Genomic DNA, 19,676 nt, shown 5'->3' with positions numbered 1-19,676 from the left:
GCCCGGACGCGTCCGGACGCCGAGTTGCCCGGGGACCCCGGTGCCAGCAGGGTGGAGACGACTGCCCGGACTCCCCGCAGGCCGAAAAGAGGGCGACACCCATGGCGAAGCAAAAGGACCTGCCGGCCCCTGAGCAGGGGCTGGTCCTGACACACTTCCTGACCGTGCGGGACGTTCATGTCTCCAGCCGCTTCTACGCGGACATCCTCGGCGGCGAGGTGGTGCTCGCGGAGAACCCGGGCATCGTGAAGATCGCCAACGGCTGGATCATCATGAACCCGGGTGGCGGACCGACCCCGGACAAGCCCGAGGTCGTCCTCACCGCGCCCGAGCCCGGCGACCCCGTGTCGTCGTTCCTCAATGTGCGGGTCGCCGATCTGGCCGCGTTCTACGAACAGGCCACCGCCAAGGGCGCGCGGTTTCTGACCGAGCCGCTCGACCGCAAGGCCGAGCTCCGCTGCTATCTGCGCGATCCCGACGGCTATCTGGTGGAGGTGGGACAGGCGACCGGCATGCTGCACGGCGTGTTCGCCGATCCCTCCCCCGCCGACGGCGGCTGAGGGACAGCCACGCGTACGCCGCGAAGGACGCCGCCGACCGGCGCCCGGACCCCCTGGAGGAGCGCGGGCGCCGGCCGGGCGGGAGAGACGGCCCGGTGGATCACCCCATCCGGCTGACCAGCTGGCCGCGGACATGCACCCGCGCCCCGTACCGCCGTGCCAGCGGCAGCACCTCGTGCACCGGGTCGACGGCGCCCAGCCCCGTGGTGCCGGTGGTCACCACCACCGTGCCGATCCGGCCCGACTTGAGCAGGCCCTCCAGGGCGTCCAGGTCGATGCGCCCGTGCGCGTCCACCGGCACCCGCTGCCCCGGCACGCCCAGCACCTCGCACATCCGCTCATGCGTGTAGTGGCACTCCGCGCTGTAGGCCACTCCACGGTCCGGGTGCGACCGGCGGGCCACATAGAGCGCTTCGAGGTTCGCCATGGTGCCGCTGGTCGTCAGATGGCCGACATGCGCGTCCAGCCCGAACATCCCGGCCAGCGCGGCGACACACTCGCGCTCCATCCCGGTCGTCGCCGGACCGCCCTCGGCCGCGTGGTTGTTGGGGTTGAACAGCATCGCCGTCAGATAGCCGACCACCGCGGCCGGATGCGGCGGCTTCACCATCTGCCCGGCGTACCGCGGATGGAAGAACGGGTAGTTGTCCGCCATCCGCTTGGCGAAGAGGCCGAACGCGTCGGCGAACGCCTCGTCGTCGATCCGGTGCGCCGTATGCGCCTCGAAGGGACCGAACCGCTCGCCCCATCGCTCAGCCACATCCACCGCGCGCGGCAGCCAGTAGCGCAGATCCACGGTCGGCCTTCCCCAGGCATAGGTCTCGGACTCGGACGTACGTAGAACTACGTATACGGTCCGGCCCGCAAGCGCCGCGCAACGCTCGTCGACCCTGTCGGCCCCCGCCCCTCCGGGGAGAGCGGCACGTAGGCTCGATCCCATGGATGAGCTCGTGCCGCTCCTGATAGTCGCCGGCGCCCTTGCCGTGATCATGGGCTTCTTCACCTGGCTGGCATCCCTGGTGCGCCGCCGCGGTCTGGCCGGCACGGCCGTCCGCGGAGCCATCGCCTCGTACGACGAGGCGTTTTACGGGACCGCTCACGAGTCCCACTACGAGATCCAGGCGCAGGCGGAACGCAAGACGCCGGTCCCGTCGCCCGACGACCCGTTCAGACTGAGCCGCGGTGCGCCCGGCCGGCCCGGGCGGCGCGGTCTGCGTCGCCCGCGCCGGGGGCACTGAAAGCCGGCGACCCGACCATTTCAGTGCGGCGGGCTCAACTCGGCCTGTGCGCCGCCTCCATGGCCGCGACCTGCGACACGAAGAACGGCCGGTACTCCTCCGACCAGGCCAGGAAATGCGTGGCACGTGCCGGGCCGCCCGGCAGGGTCCGGGCCGCGTCGACCGCCTCCAGCAGCGCGTCCGTGGTCGTCTTGCGGTGGTAGCGCTCCAGCAGCCACTGGCGCCCCTCGGCGCGTACCCCGTCCTCCGGCCGCCGGACGAGCTCCAGGGCGCGGTCGGCCAGCAGGCCCGTACGCAGATCCGGTACGCGCCAGGCCGAGGGCGCCTCGAAGAGTTCCTCGCCGCCGCCCAGCGGATATCCGGTGACCAGACAGCCGCTCGCCAGCGCCTCGGCGACGGGCAGCCCGAACCCCTCTCCCTCCGGTGAGCCGAGCGCGACGAAGACCGACGTGTCGGCGAGGACCTCGGCGACCTGTTCGTGGCTCAGCCCCCGGATCGGCCGCAGTTCGACACCTTCGCAGCGCGGATCGGCGCGCAGCAGCCGTTCCAGCAGCAGCGACTCGGCGGGCCGGTTGCGCGGCATCCACGCGATGCTCGCCACCCGCCGCTCGGCGGGCCGGAACAGCTCGCCGTCGATGGGGTTCGGGATCAGCAGGGGCGTGGGCAGATACGGGTGCGCGCGGCCCAGGATGTCGACGCTCTCCCGGGAGATCGTCCAGATGCCGGGGTCGGGGGTGAAACCCGGATACCGGTCGACGGCACCGCTGGTGAGGAAGGTGAGGAAGTGCCCCTGGTTGAACACGACCTTGCGGGCGCCAGGCGCCGGGTCGTGGCCCGGCAGGACCGAGATCTCCGGGACGACCAGGAGGTCGTCCGCCGTCAGATCGATCTCCATGCCCGACAGCGTCGGTACGCCGCTGTCGTCGAACCACGCGTACCGGAAGCCGGGCGTCGGCGACCAGCGGTAGGCGTCCACCCCCGCCTCGGCGAGCAGCTTCACATGCGCCGACAGGATGCGCGCGCCACCCAGCGGGATGGGGTACTCGAAGTCGGCGTAGATCACACGTCCGTTCATGACACACCACACATTTCGACAGAAGGAACAGAAAAAAGAAGCGAGAGGGAGAAGCGCGGCCCGTGAGCGGGCCTGCCTCAGCCGAACCAGGGCGGCGCCCCGCCCATGAGCGCCGGCTGCACCGCGCCCGCCGCGAGAAAGGCCAGATACGCCGCGAACGCCGGCCCCCCGCCGGTATGCCGCGCCTCGCGGTGACCACGGAAGGCGAGGACGTTCCAGAGGACGAGCGCGAGCGGTACGGCCAGGACCGCCAGAGCGGCCGGCCGCACCTCGGCCGCGTCCGGCCCGAGGGCCACCGCGACGCGCAGCGCACAGGCGGCGAGCATCAGCGCCACGGCCGCGCCCAGGCTCCACGCGGCCCCGCGCGCCGACGAGTAGAGCTTCTCGCCGGGCAGGGCGAACCGCGCCCGTACCGTCTTGCGCGCGATCTCCCAGTGCAGATAGGCCAGTACGAAGGAGAGCACCACGAGCGCCGTCGGCAGAGCCGGCGTCCCGGCACCGCCGGACCGGGCCAACAGGGCGACGTAGCAGACCAGTCCGGTCTTGAGCTGGATGGTGACGACGATGTTTCCCCAGACGCTCTCGCGGAAGCGCTCGGAGACACTCTCCAGCAGGAGCAGGAACAGGCTGTACGCCATGATCAGCACCGCCGCCACGACCGCCGCCGCGCCCACGACCGCGCTCAGCGCCACGGCGGCCACCGCCGACCCCGCCAGATAGACCCGGACGGCCGCGACCTCCGTCTCGCCGGTCACCAGCGGACGGCCGGGGTTGAACTCCCGGTCGTAGTCCAGGTCCTTGACCTCATCGACCGCCCGCATGAAGAACAGGATCACGAACACGGCCAGCGCGCCGCACACCTGCTCGGCCACGCCCGGCCCCACCGCCGCGCCCGGCGGACGCAGCGGTACGAGCGCGCCCAGGATGCCCGCCGGCCACAGCACCACGTACGCCAGATAGCGGGGGGCGGGGAAGCGCCCGGAGAAGAACCGCCAGAACGCGCGCAGCGGATTCATCGCGGGGCCTCGTCCAGGATCACGACGCTGCCGGTGCCCCCGTCGACCTCGATCAGGCTCCCGTCGGGGATCCGCCGGGTCGCGTCGGGCACGCCGACGATCGTCGGTATGCCGAACTTCCTGCCGGTGATGGCGGTGTGCGACAGCAGGCTGCCGCGCTCGACGACGATCCCCTTCGAGGCGAGCATGAGATAGAGCCAGCCGGGGTCCGTCTCGCGGGTGATGAGGATGCTGTCGGCGGGGAAATCCCCGTCCAGGCCGGGGTTCGACAGCACGCGCGCGTATCCGCGGACCTTCCCCGGGCACGAGCCGAGCCCGCGCAGCGCGAGACCCCGTTCCGTATCGGCGGGCGAGACCTCCTCCTCCTGCGGTACGGACGTGGCCACCACATCGCCGGTGGCGAACTCGCGCAACGGCCGCAGCGCGCGGGACTTCTCCAGATCACGCCGCCTGATCGCGACCAGCCCCGCCAGATCACGGGTCGAGCCGGTCCCGTCCACGAAACCGAAGAGTTCGTCGAGGTCGAGGAAGAACACGTCCTCGGGGTCGGCCAGCACCTCGCGGCGGTGCAGCTCCACGCCCAGGGCGCGGATCACCTGCTTGCTGTAGCCGAACAGCTCGCTGCGCATGTACCGGCCCACCTCCCGGTAGTACAGGGTGGTGCGCAGCCGGTCGAACAGGCCGAGCAGGACGGCGCGCCGCAGCCGGGCGCGCGGCAGTTTGCCGTGCAGCAGCTCCTCACCGGCCAGCCGCGTGGCCCGTTCGACCTCCTCCATGTCCGCGACGGTCAGATCGCTCGCGGCGTACTGCTGGACGAGCCGGATCAGCTCCCACGGGGTGTCGCGGAGGTTGGCCTTCTCCAGCTTCAGTTCGGCGATGCCGCGGTCGCCGTACCGCTCGATGTGCCGGTGCACCTCCTCGGTGAAGTCCCGGGGGAGCTTCCCGGCCTCCAGGCGGTCCCAGATCGGCCGGGGCTGCCCGTCGAGGAACAGATCGTGGAGTCCGGCGTCGGCGCGTACCAGTTCGGCCAGCCGCACCGCGCTCAGCGCGATCTCCGCGCCCTTGAGCTGCCGGCCCCCGCACAGCAGCTGGCTGAAGAGGGTCTCCTGCTCATCGACGCCCCAGCGGTCCATGGCCAGCTCGACGGCTTTGTGGAACAGCACCATGAACTGGTAGTTGACCAGTGTGATGCCCCACAACTGGCCGGCCGTGCGCCAGGTGTGCCGGTAGTCGGCGACGAGCTTCAGCGGATGCTCGCTCGCGGTCGTACCGGTCCGCACCTCCCGCAGCAGTGCGCTCCACCGCTCCTGGAAGTCCGTGAAGTCGCGCGGCAGGGCCCGGTAGCCGCGTACCACCCGGCCCCAGCCGGTGACCAGCCGGACCGCCCGGCGCCCGCGCGCACGGAGGCCCGCGGGCTTCGCGGACTCGTGGTGGTAGAAGGTGTCGAGCTCGGCGACGAGACGTTCCCAGTCGCGCCGGACGCTGTCGAACATCGGCACGGCGGACAGCATCCTGATGAAGGAGTTGATGCTGTGGTAGATGCGGTTGTCGAGGAAGCCGAGCAGCCGGGTCATCGTCTCGTGCAGATCGTGCAGCTCGCTCTCGGGGACCCCGCTGCGGCGCAGATAGTCGTAGTTCAGCAGCCAGTAGAAGCGGCGGGCCACCGAGTACGTCATGGGGGTCGTCGTGTCCGGGAAGCTCTCTGACACATTCGCGCTGCTCCAGATGCGGTGCCGGTCGGCCTCGATGGTGACGGGGCGTGACTGCACCACATGCACGAGGCCGTCCTCGGTGATCGTCGCCTCGATGTCCTGCGGCTCACCGAAGACCTGCTCGATGTCGCGGCCGAGCGCGGCCAGCGACCGGGCCTCCTCGTCGCTCAGGACCGGGACGTCGACGCGTTCGCCCGCCACGGCGGTCTCGACGGTTCCGTGCCCGCGCTCGGCGTCGAGCGTGACCATCGTCGTCTTGCGCGCCACGACGCTCTCGACGTCCCCGGTGCGCGAGTGCACGAAGTAGTGGTCGACCGGGGCCTTTTCCTGGACGACGCCCTCGCCGATGCCCCAGCTCGCGCTGATGACCGTATCGCGCGCGTAACTGGTGGGATCGCAGGTGAACAGGACGAGGGAGCGCTCCCCGAACACCATCCGCTGGACGCCGACCGCCACCGACAGCCCGGAGAACGGCAGGCGCTGACGGTGCCGGTAGAGCAGCCCCTCCGGACTGAACGCCGACGCCCAGCACTTGAGCACCGCCTCCTTGACCCCGGACGGCGGGACGTAGAGGAAGCTGTCGCTCATGCCCGCGAACGGGTTCTGCGCAGAGTCCTCGCCCTGGCCGGGGGCGCCGATGACGGAGGCGCGCACCGCCAGCAGCGGACCGTCGGGGAAGTCGGCGGCCAGCCGCTCTTCGAGGGCCCGTTCCACCTCGGGGCCCAGTCCCGCGCCGGCGATGACGTCACGGATCCGGGCGCTGGTGGCACACACCCGCTCCCAGTCGTCCAGATCGGTCTCCCGTACCAGCGCGTCGATGGTGTCCGCGACCGGCGCCACCGCACGGTGAAAGGCCGCGCCGGTGAGGCAGAACAGTCCCGGGACCCGGACACCCCGCTCATGGAGGGTCTTCAGCCGGGCGAACTTCCAGCCGACGGCGTCGGGGGACATGGCTTCGCCGAGTGTCTCGATCATGAGGCTTCCTGTTCGGGTTCGTACGCCCGGTAGGAGCGCACCACCGTTTCCGGTGATTTCGCGGTGAGGGCGGTTCCGATCTCGCTCTCCAGGAGGCCGACATCGGCCCAGTGCGAGCGGGTGACCAGTTCGAGCCGCTCGCCGAGCCGGGACGCCCCGTGCCCGGGAAGGACGGCACACACGGCCCGCACCGGAGCGGCGGGCAGCCAGCGGACGGGCTCCGGGCCCGGCGGCGGCGCCAGCAGGTCGAACAGATCCTGGAGGGCGACGGGCCTGCGGTAGCCGACGTTCACCGCCGTACGTACGGGCGTACCGCGCGCGGCACGCTCCAGTACCCGGCGCGCGAGCTGGGCGATCACCGAGCCGTAGTCCTCGACATCGATCACGCTGAAGTGGGTCCGGTCCGCGCGCACCCGCAGGGGCAGGTGTCGAAGCCTGCGGATGCCGGGCAGGAAGGAGAGGTCGTCCCGGCCGGTGATGAACCGGGGCCGCAGCAGATACGCCGTTCCCCCGCAGCGCCGCATGCTCTCGGCCACTGCGCGCTCGGCGCCCAGCCGGGCCCGGCCCAGCTCCGTGGACGGCCGGACGGGCGCCGTCTCGGCCACCCTGATCTGCGCGCCCCTGCCGTAGACGGACATGGAGCTGCCGAGCAGCACGCCCTTCAGGGAGTCGGGGGCCGCGCCGAGCAGGGCGCGGGTGCCCGCCACATTCACGGCGTGCAGCACCTCCCGGTCGCGGCTCCGGTTCTCGTTGGCGAGATGGACCAGGACGTCCGTGCCCGGGGGCGGGAAGCCGACGGGCAGCCGCCCCGGGATCTCGCCCTGTACGTAGGTGACGAACGGGAGCCGGCGCGGCGGCGGCTGCCGCACCAGCGCGGTGACCGGCCAGGGCGACGACATCCCCGACAGGTGCCGCAGAAAGGCGCCGCCCGCATAACCGGTGGCCCCGGTCAGCGCGATCCTCGGCAGCCGGTCCGCGCCCCGCGCCTCCGTCACCACAGGAACGGCACCAGCCGTTTGCGGCCCGCCATGAAGTCGCGGTAGCCGGCGACGGTCGACATCACCTTCTCCTCGACGGAGATCCTGCGCACGACCGCGGGGACGAACAGCAGCAGCAACAGCGCGACGCTGAACGGATTGAGGAAATACGCCACCAGCCCGACATGGGCGAGGATCATCCCCGCGTACGCCGGATGCCTGAGCAGCCGGTACGGGCCGGAGGTGGCGACCCGGTGGTCGGCGTCCTTCCGTACCCGGTGCGAGTAGAACGCGCCGAGCGTACGGATCGAGACGAGCCGCAGCGCGATCCCGGCCAGCAGGAGCAGCAGCGGGCCGGCCGCCAGCAGAGGCGCTCCGTCCGGCAGCGGGCCGTAGAGGGCGGCCAGGACCGTCGCGAACCGTGACAGGCCGTAGAGGATCTCCGTGCCGTGGTCGTCCTCGGTGTCCCGCATCCGCGCCGTACGGAAGGTGATCCGCGCCTCCAGCAGGACCCAGCAGAGATAGACGCCGATCATCACGGCGGGCATCGGGAAGGCGGGGCTCGCGCTGTCCCCGGCGGCCCGGACGAGAGCGCCGGCGCCGGCCAGGAATCCGGTGACGAAGAAGAGGGCGGGGAACTTCTCGGTGATCCACTGCCTCATCGCGTAGCCTCTTCGCTGCTCTGCGCCTTGCGCATGCGTCGGTAGGCGGCCGGAGGGACGGCGCGCGCCTCCAGATGCATATGGCCGACCTGTGCCCCGCGCACCAGGACGTCGATATCGATCCCGCCACGGGCCCGCCCCTTCAACGGGCTGACGCGGCAGAGCAGTTCGGGGGCGGTGGGCCAGGTCCGGGTGTCGGAGAGCGACAGGCGGATCGCCATCAGGATGTACTGCCAGTCCGTGGGGATGTCCCACGCGGTGTGGGAAGTGGCGGTCGCGGTCTGCCGGATCGCCTCCACCAGCACCGTCGCGGGGTGCACATCCGGCCAGCGGTGGGCGGGCGGCCCGAGCATGACGGTGGTGTAGGCGTGCTCGCCGGTCCGCGTCAGCGGCCCGATCAGAACGTTGTCCTCGGACCGCTTGTGGACCAGCTCCGCGGGCGCGCGTGCCGGGCGGCTCTCCCCTCGGGGCTCCTCCTGGGGCTCCTCCGTGAAGAGTTCGCGTCGTGGGGCCGGCTCCAGCCGCAGCGAGCCCGAGCAGACGCTCGTGCCGTCCTGGCGTACGTCCACCGTGAGCGCGCGCCCGCCGGGCACGCCCTCCGCGAGATGGACGAACGCGTCGGAACTCCGCTCGCACAGACCGTTGAACGCCAGGTCGAGGGCGCGGACCCGCAGCGGCTCCGCGGCGCCCCGGCCGGTCCGCGCGGCCATGTCCTCCGCCTGACGCAGGGCGGTGTCCACGACCAGCATGCCCGGTATGTGGTCGAGGGGGTGATCGAAGAAGAAGGTATGGCTGTCGTCCGTACTGATCTTGCTGATCCGGCTACGGGCCGTGTCGCGCGCCGGGTTCACCGTATGGGTACTCATGGAGTGCTCCGGGGTGCTCGGGTGCTGGGGTGTTCGGGACAGAGACAGGAGAGGGGGGAGAGGGGGAGTGGAGTGGAGCGCGGTCACGCGGTCCAGCGCACCGGCAGCCGGCGCACCCCGCGGACGAGCATCCCCGGCAGGTACACAAGGGGCTCGGAGGTGTCGAGCCGCAGCTCGGGGCAGCGCTCCAGCAGGGCCCGGACCGCGACCCGGGCCTCCAGCCGGGCGAGCGGGGCACCCAGGCAGTAGTGGATGCCATGGCCGAAGGTGAGGTGTCCGCGCGCGGTGCGGGTGATGTCGAAGCGGTCGGCGTCCTCGAAGCGTTCGGCGTCGCGCCCGGCCGAGGCGAGCGACACGAGGACCGGATCGCCCTTCTCGAAGCGGGCGCCGCAGAAGTCCATGTCCTCGGTGGCGAACCGGTACGTCGAGTTCTCCACCGGACTGTCGTACCGCAGCGTCTCCTCGACCGCGTTGCCGGCGAGGGAGTAGTCGGACCGCAGCAGCGCGAGCTGGTCGGGATGGCGCAACAGCGCCAGCACCGTGTTGGAGATGAGCCCGACGGTGGTCTCGTGCCCGGCCGCGAGGAGCAGGAAGGCCATGCCGACGAGTTCGTCCGGGCTCAGCCTGTCCCCTTCCTCGTCGGTCGTGCGCAGGAGGGCGCTCAGCAGGTCGTCGCCCGGCTCGGCGCGCTTCTGCTCGATGAGGCCGGTGAGATAGGCGGTGACCGCCTGCACGGCCGCGACGGTCGCCTCCGGAGAGGTGGAGGCCACGATCTCGTTGGACCACACCTTGAAGGACTGCCGGTCCAGGTCCGGTACGCCCAGCAGCTCGCAGATCACCGACATGGAGAGCGGGAAGGAGAGGGCGGCGACCAGATCGGCCCGCGCGTCCGGGCCGGCGGTCATCGAGTCGAGGAGATCCGCGGTCAGTTCATGGACCCGGGGGGCCAGCGCCTCGATCCGCCGCGAGGTGAACTCGCGGGTCACCAGGGCGCGCAGGCGCGTGTGCTTGGGCGGATCGCTCTCGATCATGTTCTCGTTGATCGGCAGGGCGTCGGCCGGCCAGACCCCGGAGGAGCGCCAGTCCTTGCTGAAGCGCGCGTCGGCGAGGAGAAGGCGGCCCTCCTCATTGCGGACGACCAGCCACCAGTCCCGCTCCTGGCCGGGCAGGCGGACCCGGTGCACCGGTCCTTTCGCGCGCAACTCCGCGTACACGGGATAGGGGTTCTCGACGAAGCGCGCGCCGTACGCGGCGAGGTCGACCACGGTCTCGTCGGTCCTGGTCTCTTCTCGCGCGGCATTCACGTTCATTGCGGCGGTCCTTCCCTGGAACGTCGTCAGTTCAGGTGCGCTCCGCGGTCCATGGCCGACGAGGGGCCCGGCCAGCCGCGAAGTGATGCCATCCTGCGAGGCGAATGTGTCCGCCCCGGGCCGGGCGAGAGGTCGGGGCGGGCTCGGCTGTATGGCGACAGCTCGTCAGCCGGATGTCTGTACGGTGTCGACGGGGTGTCAGCCCGGTATCGGCTCCGCCGCCGGACCGCGCGGCAGCCGTACGACGACCACGGCGCCCCCGCCGTCCGGCGCGTTGCCGAACGTCAGCGTGGCGCCGACGACCTGCGCCTGTCCGAGCGCGATGGTCAGCCCGAGACCGTGTCCCGTACCGCGTTCACGGGCGCCCGTACGGAACCGCTGGGGGCCGTCGTCGAGCAGCCCGGCGGGGAAGCCGGGGCCGCTGTCGCGTACGGAGACCGTCGGCACGCCGGTGTCGGCGTCCATCCCCACCGTGACCGTCACCGGCGGCCGGCCGTGCCGGTACGCGTTGACGACGAGGTTGGCGACGATGCGCTCCAGCCTGCGGGGATCGGTCCACACCCGTACGTCCGCCGGGTCCGTCGCCCCGCGGACCAGCACCTCCGCCGGGACCGCGACCCGCTCCACGGTCTCTTCGAGCAGCTCCACCAGCGCGCAGTGCTGCGGGTCCGCGCGCTCCACTCCCGCGTCGAGCCGGGAGATCTCCAGAAGATCCTCCACCAGCGCGCACAGCGCGCGCACCCGGTCCCGTACGTAGCGCTCCGCCTCACCGTCCGGGAGGAGTTCGGCGGCGGTGATCAGGCCCATCAGCGGCGTACGCAGCTCATGGGCGACATCGGCCGTGAAGCGCTGCTCGCCGCGCAGCCGCGCCTGGAGCGAGGCCGCCATCGAGTCGACGGCGCCGGAGATCTCGGCTATCTCGTCGAACGGGCGGGGCCGCGCCGATATCCGGGCGTCCAGATCACCGGCCGCTATCCGCCGGGCGGTGCCCGCGGCCTTGCGCAGTCTGCGGCTCATCCCGCGGGCGACCAGAAAGACGGGCGGCATGACGACCACGGTCGTCAGCAGGCCCGCCCGCAGAATGCTCTTGTTGAACGCGTCCAGATTGCCCAGCGTGGTGCTCAACGAGAGCCGCACCGACAGGATCCGCGGGCCCGCGGGGCGCGCCGCCCACATCGCGGGGCCGTCGGGACCGTCCGCGTACTCCGTACCGTGCCGCCCCTCGCGCACCAGCGAGCGCAGCTCACGGGGCACCCCGGCCGCGTTCAGCTCGGCGCCCGTACCGCTCACCAGCCCCGTACGCGAGTACGACACGGCGGCCCGTTCGAGCGTGAGCATGGCGACCGAGCGGGATTGCTCCAACTCGAAGGCGCGCGAGGCCTGGTGGACCAGCACCACCAGGACGACAACGGCCAGACAGGTCGCCGCGGCCACCAGCCCGGCGATGCGCCACTGCAAGGACCGCGGCCGGAACCCGGAGGCAAGGGAGGACAGCCGACGCTCGGGCATCGTCAACGTCGCAGCTTGTATCCGAAGCCGCGTACGGTCTCGATCCGCTCGGCGTCGATCTTGGCGCGCAGCCGCTTCACATGCAGGTCGACCACCCGGGTGTCACCGTCCCAGGCGTGGTCCCACACCTTCCTCAGCAGCGTCCGCCGTTCCAGCACGACACCGGGCGAGGCGGCGAAGACGAGCAGCAGCCGCAGCTCCGTGGGGGTCAGCGCCACGATCTCGCCCGCGCGCCGTACCTCCATGCCGCAGGTGTCGATGGTCAGGTCGCCGAAGGCGAGGACGCCCCGGCCGTCCGCCGCCCCGGCGCGCGCCGGGGCGCCCTCCTCACGCACGGGCTCCTCACGGACAGACGTGAAGGAGGCGCGGCGCAGCAGCGACCGGATGCGCGCGACGAGCACCGCGCTCTCGCACGGCTTGACCACATAGTCGTCGGCGCCCGCCTCAAGACCCGAGATCATGTCCAGGTCGTCGCCGCGCGCCGTCACCATGAGGATCGGTGCGAGGCTGAACTCCCTGATTCTCCGGCACAGTCCGATACCGTCGAGTTCCGGCAGCATCACATCGAGCAGCAGCAGATCCGGGTGCGCGCTCCGGAAGAGTTCGAGGCCGGTGAGGCCGTCGGCCGCGGTGGAGACGGTGAAGCCGTAGCGCTGGAGCGCGATCCGGACGGTGTCGCGAATCACCGCGTCGTCCTCCACGAACAGGATGTGCGGTCCGGCGGGCTCGTCGAGGAGGGGGCGGGCGGTGGTCATGGCAGAGTCCTCGCTGTTCCGGCACGGGACGGCATGCCGTCGATGAACGTACGGGGGAGAGCGGACAGAGAGATACGGCCGGCCGCGGAGGGCGGAAGGCTCCCGGGGACGCCGTGCCGGGAGAGAACGACACTGGCAGGGGGCGAGCACGGCTCCAGTGCGGGAGAGGCCGGATCTCCGAGGACTGTCTCGTCCGGCCCCAGCGGGGCGAGGTCCGCCGGCGCCCGCAGGTCCGCGGCCGCACCCGCGTCCCGGACACCCGTGTCGGACGCGTATCCGGTCAGGGCCAGGCCCAGCACGATCGCCGCGGCGGCCGTGATGACGACAACCCAACTCCGCCCGGTCCCATGCGTCAGCGGTCGGCGACGGCCGTCTCCATAGCGACGCCGCGCCGCGCCCAAGCGTCGGAGAACGAAGTATGGGGAGCGCATTGAGCGGAGCCTAGCGGTAGGCCGATACCGGGGTCCTGCGCGCAAATAGCACGATCCGGATTAGGGAAAGGTACAGTCATCCGTCCCCGCGCCAGCCGACGGTCGGCCTTATTCGGCTGGATCCGTTCGGGTTCGCGCACATCCTCGGCCCGCCCTTCTCCGTTGACATGGTGATCAGACCCGTCGAAGGAGGCCGCTCGTGACGTTCCGTTCCAAGACTTCGGTTTCAGCCGTTCTCGCTGTCACCGCGCTGCTCGCGATGCCGCCCATGGTGGCATCGGCGCAGGGCGGCGGCTCCCCCACGGTGTGGGCGGAAGGCCGATTCCTGGCCCCGTCCCCGTACTTTCCGCCGGACGCGGTGACGTACGACAGGAAGGTGCCCGTGGGCGCGCATGTCACCGTCGTCGAGCGTACCGGCGCCAGGACCACCGGGGTCGGGCTCGCCGTGTCCGGCCTGGTCCCGAACCGTATGTACGGGGCGCATGTGCACACCAAGCCCTGTGGCCGCGCCCCGGAGGACGCGGGACCGCACTACCAGCACATCAAGGACCCGCACCAGCCCTCCACCGACCCCGCCTACGCGAACGCGGCCAATGAGGTCTGGCTGGACTTCACCACCGACGTCCTGGGCCGGGCCGTCGCCGAGTCCACGCACGACTGGGGCTTCCGGCGGGGCGAGGCGCGTTCCGTCGTGATCCACGACCACGGCACGATGACGGACCCGGGCGAGGCGGGGACCGCGGGGGCCAGGCTCGCCTGTCTTACGGTGCCCTTCGTCTGAGGCGGCCGAGAGGGCGCCACGCTGCGCGGGATGCCCCCTGAGGCTTTCCGGCCGCGTGCACAGCGCACCGGCCCGCGCGGCGGGGGGTGTTGTCACCGCGACGGCCGTGTCCGCCCGGCCGTCGACACCGCGGGCGGGACCCGTACATCTTTCGATGTAGCGGCTGTTCGTCTGCGGTCATGACGTGATCGGCCGGACGCGCCCGGACGATGAACGCATGACCGAGACCTTGCCCTCTCCGGCCACGACGCCCGGCCGGCCTGCCCGTCTTCCGCTGCTCGATGTGATGCGGGGCGTCGCGATCCTGGGCACGTTGATGACGAACGTCTGGATCTTCACGAGCCCCGGCGCGGAATGGGCCGTTCTCAGCAGCGGACAGGGCGAGTTGTCCTTCGCCTCGTTCCCGGAGGCGGCCGAGAGCACGGTGCGGCTGCTGGCCAATGGCAAGTTCCTGTCGCTGCTGACGATCCTGTTCGGTGTGGGCCTGGCCATCCAGTACAGCGCGGCGGTCCGGCGCGGCGAGCCCTGGCCTGGCCGGTACCGATGGCGGGCGCTGTTCCTGTTCGCCGAGGGGACGTTGCACTTCCTGCTCGTCTTCCTGTTACTGCTGGGCGTACGGCTCTTCCGCGCGGGCGCGTTCGGCTCCGACGCCACGGGACGCCGTATCCGCGCACGCCTCCTGGCGTGGGGCCTGGGCCTCGGACTCCCGCTCAGCGTCGCCCTGTCGCCGGCGGGCCCGGACCTCTTCTTCCTGGACCGGTATGTCGCGGGACCGAAGCCCCGGGGCGCGCCCCGGGGCTTCGCCCTGCGGTTGTCCCATGGACGGGGCCGGTCAGCGCTGAGGTACGGGGAAGGCCACCGGGCCCCGATGACCCGCCCGGTTCACCGCGCGGACGCCGAAGAAGACATTGTCCTTGGACAGGTCCACGGTATGGCTCGTCGCGCCACCCGCCCTGATCACATGCGTCCACTCCGGCTCGGTGGTCTCGCGCCACACCACCTCGTACCCGGCCAGATCGGGTTCGGTCCCCGGCTCCCACACCAGCTCGGTGGAGTTGGTCAGCGAGCTGGTGACGATCTTCACCCCGCGCGGAGCCGCCGGCGCCTGGGCGAGCGTCCACAGCACCGCGCCATTGACGCGGGCCACGCGGGCGATATAGCCGAAGTCGCAGAACTCGGGCAGATCTCCGTACTGCTGACCGTCCTCCACCCGGACGTCCTGGTGCTGATGCGCGAAGTCCTCGGCGGGCTCGGTGAACCGGGCCGCGCTGTAGCCGCGTTCGAGGAAGGGGATGTGGTCACCACCGCGCAGATAGCGGTCGCGGCGGTAGACCACCCGGACGTCCATGCCCGTGGCGTCGTTGCTCGCGACGTCCCGGACGAAGCGCGCGAGCTGGCGGGTCGCCGAGTCGTTCTCGCCACCGATCGAGCGGCGGGTGGCGGCCTCCTCCGGGGTCTCGGAGGTGGGCACGCCCTCGGCGAAGAGCCGCACGGTGTAAGGGTCGCGGCTGCCGTCGTCGGCCCGGGAACTGCCGACGATGTCATTCGTGAACATGGCCCGGACATCCGCGCCCGCCGCCTTGAACCGCTCCGCCATGTGCGCGGCCCCGTACAGCCCCTGCTCCTCACCGGCCACGGCGGCGAAGACGATGGTCGCGGCGGGCCGGCGTCTCGCCATCACACGCGCCAGCTCCATCGCCACCGCGACACCGGAGGCGTCGTCATCGGCGCCCGGCGCGTCGCTCACGGCGTCCATGACGTCGGTGGCACGCGAGTCGTAGTGGCCGGAGACGACATGGATACGGCCGGGGTCGACCGAACCACGCAGCGTCGCGACGACATTGGTGATCCGCGTCGCCACCGGGATCCGGGAGGCCGGCTCCTGCACATACGACTGGAGTTCGACGGTCATCCGGCCGCCGGAGGCCTCGGCGTACCGCTTCAGCTCGGCGTGGATCCAGTCCCGGGCGGCGCCGATCCCGCGCTCGGGATCGTCCTGTGAGGACAGTGTGTGCCGCGTCCCGAACGCGGCGAGCCGGCGTACGGTCGCCTCGATCCGGTCACGGTCGATCTCCTTGAGCAGCTCCCGCAACTCCCGGTCGGGGGACTGGGCGGTGACGGGACGGTCTCCGGCTCCCCGCCCGGTGGACGCGGCAGCGGGGGCGGCCGACGCCGTCGACGCCAGTGCGGGAACGCCCACCACGGCGGTCGCGACGGTGGCGGACAGGGCGGTCCTTCGAGGTATCCCGGCGGGGTGCTGCGACATGGCGAGTCCCTTCCACGGCTGCGTCAGTGATCCGGCGCTCCATGGTCATGGACAGGCCAACGCGGCACAAGGTCGGCAAGCGGCGATCGCGCCGTGCGACACGGCAGTTGGCGCCCTACGCCGTCGGTGGGCGGTGCACGTGGTGCAGGCCGAGCGGCGGCGCCGGCGGGAGCGGCTCGGCCGGGTCGGCGTGGTCCGCGCGGAACGCCTGGAGCAGATAGGCCACAAGACGCCGGGACGCGGCCAGGGCCGCCTCGGTCGATCCGGTGGCGATGCCGCCGTTGGCCATGAGGACCAGCGTGAGGTCCGCCTGCGCGAAATCGGAACGCAGCCGCCCGGCGTCCTTCGCCCGCCGGGTCAGCACCGCGAAACCGCGCTCCGCGCGTACGCGTTCCTCCTCGAAGGCGACCGCGTCGGGGAACGCGGAGAGGAACGCCGCGGTGAATCCCCGGTCGACGGCGTGCATGGCGCACACCTTCTCGATGACCGAGCAGAATCCGTGCCATGGATCGGGGTCGGCGAGTGCCTCGTCGACGACCGACACGCATGCGCTGAGCTGGTCGGCGAACACCTCGGTGACCAGCGCCTCCTTCGTAGGGAAGCGGCGGTAGAGCGTCGCGGCGCCGACCCCGGAGCGGCGGGCGATCTCGGACATCGGCACGTCGAGTCCGAGCGCGGCGAATGTCTCGCGGGCGGCGTCGAGGATGCGGTTGCGATTGTTCCGGGCGTCGGCGCGCAGCCCCCTCGCCGCCGCGGGGGCGCTGCTGGGAACGCGCGGTATCCGAGAGGACTCAACGGGCATGGCTCTCACTTTAGCCCAAGTGGAAGGTGTCTTTCACTTGGCGTGTTAGCGTGACAGGTAAGTGGAAGACCTCGTCCAGTTATCACTGCGCGAGCCCGACAGAGCGGATGTGGAAAACCTTGAGCGAGATGCGCGCGGCTCGGTACGACCGGTACGGACCGCCGGAGGTGCTGTACGAGGCGACGGTCCCGGTGCCCGTCGCCAAGCCGGAAGAAGCGCTGGTCCGCGTCCACGCCGCCAGCGTGAACGGGGGCGAACTCGCCATGCGCGCCGGAAAGCTGGCGCTTCTCGGCGGCCGGAATTTCCCGAAGAGCACGGGCATCGACTTCGCCGGCGAGGTCGTCACCCCGGCCTCCGGCCCGGCCGGGCCCAAGGCCGGCGACCGGGTGTGGGGGGTCATGCCGCTGCGGCGCATCGGAAGTGCCGCCGAATTCGTGGCGGTTGAGCCCCGGCGGCTGGCCCTCAGTCCCACCGGTCTCGACCTCGTGCCGGCCGCGGCGCTGCCGGGCGTCGGTACGACCGCGATCACCGCCCTGCGCGACAAGGCCCGTCTCCAGCCGGGCGAGAGGCTGCTCGTACGCGGGGCGAGCGGGGGAGTCGGCAGCGTCGCCGTCCAGCTCGGCCGGGCGCTCGGTGCCCGGGTCACCGCGCTCGCCGGTGCGAAGAACCTCGACTTCGTACGCGACCTCGGCGCCGAGGAGGCTTTCGACTACGCGACGACAGGACCGGCCGGCCTGGGCGCGTTCGATGTCGTACTGGACACCGTCGGCACCGGACTGGACCCGTACCGCCGCCTTCTCACGTCACGCGGGCGCATGGTGTCCATCTCCTTCGACCCCGGTCATGTCCTCGCCTCGGCCGCGTACCTCCTCGCGACCACCGTGTTCGGTCCGCGGCGCGTGCGGTTCTTCAGCGGCAACCCCACGCACAAGCTCCTCTCCGAGCTGACCGGTTATGTGGAGAGCGGGGCTCTGCGCCCTGTCGTGGACACGGTGTTTCCGCTCGCGGACATCGCCGGGGCGCACCGCGCGCTGGAGGTCGGCGGTGTCCGCGGCAAGCATGTCGTTCAGGTGGTGTGAACCGGGGAGCAGACGAGATCGGCCGCGGGCAGCGGCCCGCCGCGCAGATAGTCGCTGACGGCGCGGTCGGCGCAGGGGACCGGCCGCAGATCACCGAGTCCGCGCCGCGGCGCGACAACAACGTCCCCTACGAGGGAGCGCTGGCGCTGCACGCCCGGCTCACCGGCTCACGCCTGGTGACGGCCGACCTCCGCTCCCACGGAGCGTACGACGGTCACCTTCGACGCGCATCGTGTTCCTTCGGACCGGGCGGATCGTGGATCAGGCGGAAGAGCCGAGGACGACGCCAGGAGCGCGCTCAGCTCCCTGACATCCGGCCAGCCGGCCGAAGTTGACTGGTGCCAGCCCCATGGCCCCGGACGAGTAAGTCCGCCCGTCGCCGCGGGACCGTACTGGTCTTCGCTCCCGACGCCGGATACCGTCCTGGAATGCCTGACTTCGACCCCCGGTCGACCGCGTTCCTCGCCGACCCCTACCCCGCCTACGCCGAGTTGCGCGCCCGCGGCCGGGTGCACTACTACGAGCCGAGCGACCAATGGCTCGTCCCGCACCACGCGGACGTGTCGGCGCTGCTCAGGGACCGGCGGCTGGGCCGTTCCTACGGGCACCGGTTCAGCCACGAGGAGTTCGGGAAGACCGCGCCGCCCTCCGGCCATGAACCGTTCCACGAGCTGAACGACCACGGCATGCTGGAGCTGGAGCCACCGGACCACACCCGGATCCGGCGCCTGGTGTCGAAGGCGTTCACCCCGCGTACGGTCGAACAGCTCAAGCCGTACGTACGGCGGCTCGCCGCCGAGCTGGTCGAGGGGCTCGTGGAACGGGGCGGGGGCGACCTGCTGGAGTCCGTCGCGGAACCGCTGCCGGTCGCCGTCATCGCCGAGATGCTGGGCGTCCCCGAGGCGGACCGGCCGCTGCTGCGGCCGTGGTCGGCGGCGATCGTCGGCATGTACGAGCTGAACCCGTCGGAGGAGACCGCCCGCCGCGCGGTCGTCGCCTCCCAGGAGTTCTCCGCGTATCTGCGTGAACTCATCTCCGTACGGCGCGAGCGGCCGGGCGAGGACCTGATCTCGGGGCTCATCGCCGCCCACGACCACGGCGAGAAGCTGACCGAGGCCGAGATGGTCGCCACCTGCGCGCTGCTGCTGAACGCCGGGCACGAGGCGACCGTCAACGCCACCGTCAACGGGTGGTACGCGCTGTTCCGGCACCCCGGACAGCTCGCCGCCCTGCGCGCGGACCGGTCCCTGCTGCCCACCGCCGTCGAGGAGCTGATGCGCTACGACACGCCGCTCCAGCTCTTCGAGCGCTGGGTGCTCGACCCGGTCGAGATCGGCGGTACCACCGTGCCGCGCGGCGCCGAGGTCGCCCTGCTCTTCGGCTCCGCCAACCGAGACCCGGCGGTCTTCGCCGACCCGGACGGTCTGGACCTGTCCCGCCGGGACAACCCGCACATATCGTTCAGTGCGGGCATCCACTACTGCATCGGCGCGCCGCTGGCCCGGATCGAACTGGCCGCGTCCATGGCCGCGGTGCTGGAGCTGGCCCCCGGGCTGCGGCCGGCCGCCGAGCCCGTACGCAAGCCGAACTTCGTGATCCGGGGACTGGAAGGGCTGCCGGTCGCGGTCTGAGGTACGGCTTGTCGGCAGGGTCCCGCGGCGG

Annotated in this window: 18 protein-coding genes and 2 pseudogenes; 7 read left to right on the top strand and 13 right to left on the bottom strand. The window is 71.5% G+C overall.

What is annotated here, in order from left to right; translation table 11 throughout:
* The first annotated feature begins 101 nt into the window (after nt 1-101).
* Nucleotides 102-560 (top strand): VOC family protein, encoded by a 459-nt coding sequence (locus IF11_RS0101635; protein WP_030349543.1) that lies wholly within the window; start codon nt 102-104, stop codon nt 558-560.
* A gap of 130 nt (nt 561-690) precedes the next feature.
* Here the strand turns inward: IF11_RS0101635 and IF11_RS0101630 are convergent.
* Nucleotides 691-1,320: pseudogene (locus IF11_RS0101630) on the bottom strand (aminotransferase class V-fold PLP-dependent enzyme); the annotation flags it as partial.
* Nucleotides 1,321-1,498: 178 nt separating this feature from the next.
* Here IF11_RS0101630 and IF11_RS0101625 point away from each other — a divergent pair.
* Complete coding sequence (locus IF11_RS0101625; RefSeq protein WP_030349541.1) at nt 1,499-1,798, top strand: hypothetical protein; 300 nt, start codon at nt 1,499-1,501, stop codon at nt 1,796-1,798.
* Between the two features lie 34 nt (nt 1,799-1,832).
* On the opposite strand, the gene IF11_RS0101620 is transcribed toward IF11_RS0101625, so the two are convergent.
* The 9 genes from IF11_RS0101620 to cseB form a co-directional block, all read right to left on the bottom strand.
* The gene (locus tag IF11_RS0101620) at nt 1,833-2,873 is read right to left on the bottom strand and encodes a glycosyltransferase family protein (protein ID WP_030349540.1); all 1,041 of its coding nucleotides are present in this window, start codon (nt 2,871-2,873) and stop codon (nt 1,833-1,835) included.
* A 77-nt stretch (nt 2,874-2,950) separates the two neighbouring features.
* Nucleotides 2,951-3,889 carry a hypothetical protein gene (locus tag IF11_RS0101615; protein WP_030349539.1) on the bottom strand — a complete coding sequence of 313 codons (939 nt, stop codon included), beginning with the start codon at nt 3,887-3,889 and terminating at the stop codon, nt 2,951-2,953.
* Nucleotides 3,886-6,576: a PEP/pyruvate-binding domain-containing protein gene (locus IF11_RS0101610; RefSeq protein WP_051745327.1), complete on the bottom strand. Its 2,691-nt coding sequence runs from the start codon at nt 6,574-6,576 to the stop codon at nt 3,886-3,888. Before IF11_RS0101610 ends, IF11_RS0101615 begins: the two co-directional genes overlap by 4 nt.
* Nucleotides 6,573-7,571, bottom strand: coding sequence for an NAD-dependent epimerase/dehydratase family protein (locus IF11_RS0101605; RefSeq protein ID WP_157848399.1), 999 nt, complete (start codon nt 7,569-7,571; stop codon nt 6,573-6,575). The genes IF11_RS0101610 and IF11_RS0101605 overlap by 4 nt, the downstream gene beginning before the upstream one ends.
* Nucleotides 7,568-8,215 carry a methyltransferase family protein gene (locus IF11_RS0101600; protein WP_051745325.1) on the bottom strand — a complete coding sequence of 216 codons (648 nt, stop codon included), beginning with the start codon at nt 8,213-8,215 and terminating at the stop codon, nt 7,568-7,570. The genes IF11_RS0101605 and IF11_RS0101600 overlap by 4 nt, the downstream gene beginning before the upstream one ends.
* Entirely contained in the window at nt 8,212-9,081 is an 870-nt protein-coding gene (locus IF11_RS0101595; protein WP_030349535.1) for an AfsA-related hotdog domain-containing protein, read from the bottom strand. Before IF11_RS0101595 ends, IF11_RS0101600 begins: the two co-directional genes overlap by 4 nt.
* Before the next feature lie 83 nt (nt 9,082-9,164).
* The gene (locus IF11_RS0101590) at nt 9,165-10,391 is read right to left on the bottom strand and encodes a cytochrome P450 family protein (RefSeq protein WP_030349534.1); all 1,227 of its coding nucleotides are present in this window, start codon (nt 10,389-10,391) and stop codon (nt 9,165-9,167) included.
* Nucleotides 10,392-10,589: 198 nt separating this feature from the next.
* Complete coding sequence (locus tag IF11_RS0101585) at nt 10,590-11,900, bottom strand: sensor histidine kinase (protein WP_051745324.1); 1,311 nt, start codon at nt 11,898-11,900, stop codon at nt 10,590-10,592.
* A gap of 2 nt (nt 11,901-11,902) precedes the next feature.
* Entirely contained in the window at nt 11,903-12,655 is a 753-nt protein-coding gene (gene cseB / locus IF11_RS0101580) for a two-component system response regulator CseB (RefSeq protein WP_030349532.1), read from the bottom strand.
* Nucleotides 12,656-13,285: 630 nt separating this feature from the next.
* Here cseB and IF11_RS0101575 point away from each other — a divergent pair.
* Nucleotides 13,286-13,867, top strand: a complete 582-nt coding sequence (locus IF11_RS0101575) for a superoxide dismutase family protein (protein ID WP_051745322.1) — start codon at nt 13,286-13,288, stop codon at nt 13,865-13,867.
* A 217-nt stretch (nt 13,868-14,084) separates the two neighbouring features.
* Nucleotides 14,085-14,642: pseudogene (locus IF11_RS43080) on the top strand (DUF418 domain-containing protein); the annotation flags it as partial.
* A gap of 57 nt (nt 14,643-14,699) precedes the next feature.
* Here the strand turns inward: IF11_RS43080 and IF11_RS0101565 are convergent.
* Nucleotides 14,700-16,133 (bottom strand): M20/M25/M40 family metallo-hydrolase, encoded by a 1,434-nt coding sequence (locus IF11_RS0101565; protein WP_030349529.1) that lies wholly within the window; start codon nt 16,131-16,133, stop codon nt 14,700-14,702.
* Between the two features lie 115 nt (nt 16,134-16,248).
* Nucleotides 16,249-16,935, bottom strand: a complete 687-nt coding sequence (locus IF11_RS0101560) for a TetR/AcrR family transcriptional regulator (RefSeq protein ID WP_030349528.1) — start codon at nt 16,933-16,935, stop codon at nt 16,249-16,251.
* Nucleotides 16,936-17,063: 128 nt separating this feature from the next.
* Here IF11_RS0101560 and IF11_RS0101555 point away from each other — a divergent pair, with 128 nt between their 5' ends.
* The gene (locus IF11_RS0101555; RefSeq protein WP_030349527.1) at nt 17,064-18,014 is read left to right on the top strand and encodes an NAD(P)-dependent alcohol dehydrogenase; all 951 of its coding nucleotides are present in this window, start codon (nt 17,064-17,066) and stop codon (nt 18,012-18,014) included.
* Here the strand turns inward: IF11_RS0101555 and IF11_RS40645 are convergent.
* Nucleotides 18,002-18,166, bottom strand: a complete 165-nt coding sequence (locus IF11_RS40645) for an alpha/beta hydrolase (protein ID WP_157848397.1) — start codon at nt 18,164-18,166, stop codon at nt 18,002-18,004. The genes IF11_RS0101555 and IF11_RS40645 overlap by 13 nt on opposite strands.
* Here IF11_RS40645 and IF11_RS41815 point away from each other — a divergent pair.
* Entirely contained in the window at nt 18,104-18,349 is a 246-nt protein-coding gene (locus tag IF11_RS41815; RefSeq protein ID WP_420894577.1) for an alpha/beta hydrolase, read from the top strand. The two genes, IF11_RS40645 and IF11_RS41815, sit on opposite strands and share 63 nt — an antisense overlap.
* Before the next feature lie 93 nt (nt 18,350-18,442).
* Nucleotides 18,443-19,645: a cytochrome P450 gene (locus IF11_RS0101545; RefSeq protein ID WP_030349526.1), complete on the top strand. Its 1,203-nt coding sequence runs from the start codon at nt 18,443-18,445 to the stop codon at nt 19,643-19,645.
* Nucleotides 19,646-19,676 lie beyond the last annotated feature (31 nt).

The sequence above is a fragment of the Streptomyces scopuliridis RB72 genome, from assembly GCF_000718095.1.
Classification (GTDB): Bacteria; Actinomycetota; Actinomycetes; order Streptomycetales; family Streptomycetaceae; genus Streptomyces; species Streptomyces scopuliridis.
The sequence above is the reverse complement of the archived record's forward strand: the minus strand, read 5'-3'. Positions and strand labels throughout refer to the sequence as shown.

What these genes read in the sequence shown, in the direction of transcription:
- IF11_RS0101610 (WP_051745327.1), bottom strand. Translation starts at nt 6,576, where the DNA reads ATGATCGAGACACTCGGCGAAGCCATGTCCCCCGACGCCGTCGGCTGG.
- IF11_RS0101545 (WP_030349526.1), top strand. Translation starts at nt 18,443, where the DNA reads ATGCCTGACTTCGACCCCCGGTCGACCGCGTTCCTCGCCGACCCCTAC.
- IF11_RS0101625 (WP_030349541.1), top strand. Translation starts at nt 1,499, where the DNA reads ATGGATGAGCTCGTGCCGCTCCTGATAGTCGCCGGCGCCCTTGCCGTG.
- IF11_RS0101595 (WP_030349535.1), bottom strand. Translation starts at nt 9,081, where the DNA reads ATGAGTACCCATACGGTGAACCCGGCGCGCGACACGGCCCGTAGCCGG.
- IF11_RS0101635 (WP_030349543.1), top strand. Translation starts at nt 102, where the DNA reads ATGGCGAAGCAAAAGGACCTGCCGGCCCCTGAGCAGGGGCTGGTCCTG.
- IF11_RS0101555 (WP_030349527.1), top strand. Translation starts at nt 17,064, where the DNA reads ATGCGCGCGGCTCGGTACGACCGGTACGGACCGCCGGAGGTGCTGTAC.
- IF11_RS0101590 (WP_030349534.1), bottom strand. Translation starts at nt 10,391, where the DNA reads ATGAACGTGAATGCCGCGCGAGAAGAGACCAGGACCGACGAGACCGTG.
- IF11_RS0101565 (WP_030349529.1), bottom strand. Translation starts at nt 16,133, where the DNA reads ATGTCGCAGCACCCCGCCGGGATACCTCGAAGGACCGCCCTGTCCGCC.
- IF11_RS0101615 (WP_030349539.1), bottom strand. Translation starts at nt 3,889, where the DNA reads ATGAATCCGCTGCGCGCGTTCTGGCGGTTCTTCTCCGGGCGCTTCCCC.
- IF11_RS0101620 (WP_030349540.1), bottom strand. Translation starts at nt 2,873, where the DNA reads ATGAACGGACGTGTGATCTACGCCGACTTCGAGTACCCCATCCCGCTG.
- IF11_RS0101560 (WP_030349528.1), bottom strand. Translation starts at nt 16,935, where the DNA reads ATGCCCGTTGAGTCCTCTCGGATACCGCGCGTTCCCAGCAGCGCCCCC.
- cseB (WP_030349532.1), bottom strand. Translation starts at nt 12,655, where the DNA reads ATGACCACCGCCCGCCCCCTCCTCGACGAGCCCGCCGGACCGCACATC.
- IF11_RS0101585 (WP_051745324.1), bottom strand. Translation starts at nt 11,900, where the DNA reads ATGCCCGAGCGTCGGCTGTCCTCCCTTGCCTCCGGGTTCCGGCCGCGG.
- IF11_RS0101600 (WP_051745325.1), bottom strand. Translation starts at nt 8,215, where the DNA reads ATGAGGCAGTGGATCACCGAGAAGTTCCCCGCCCTCTTCTTCGTCACC.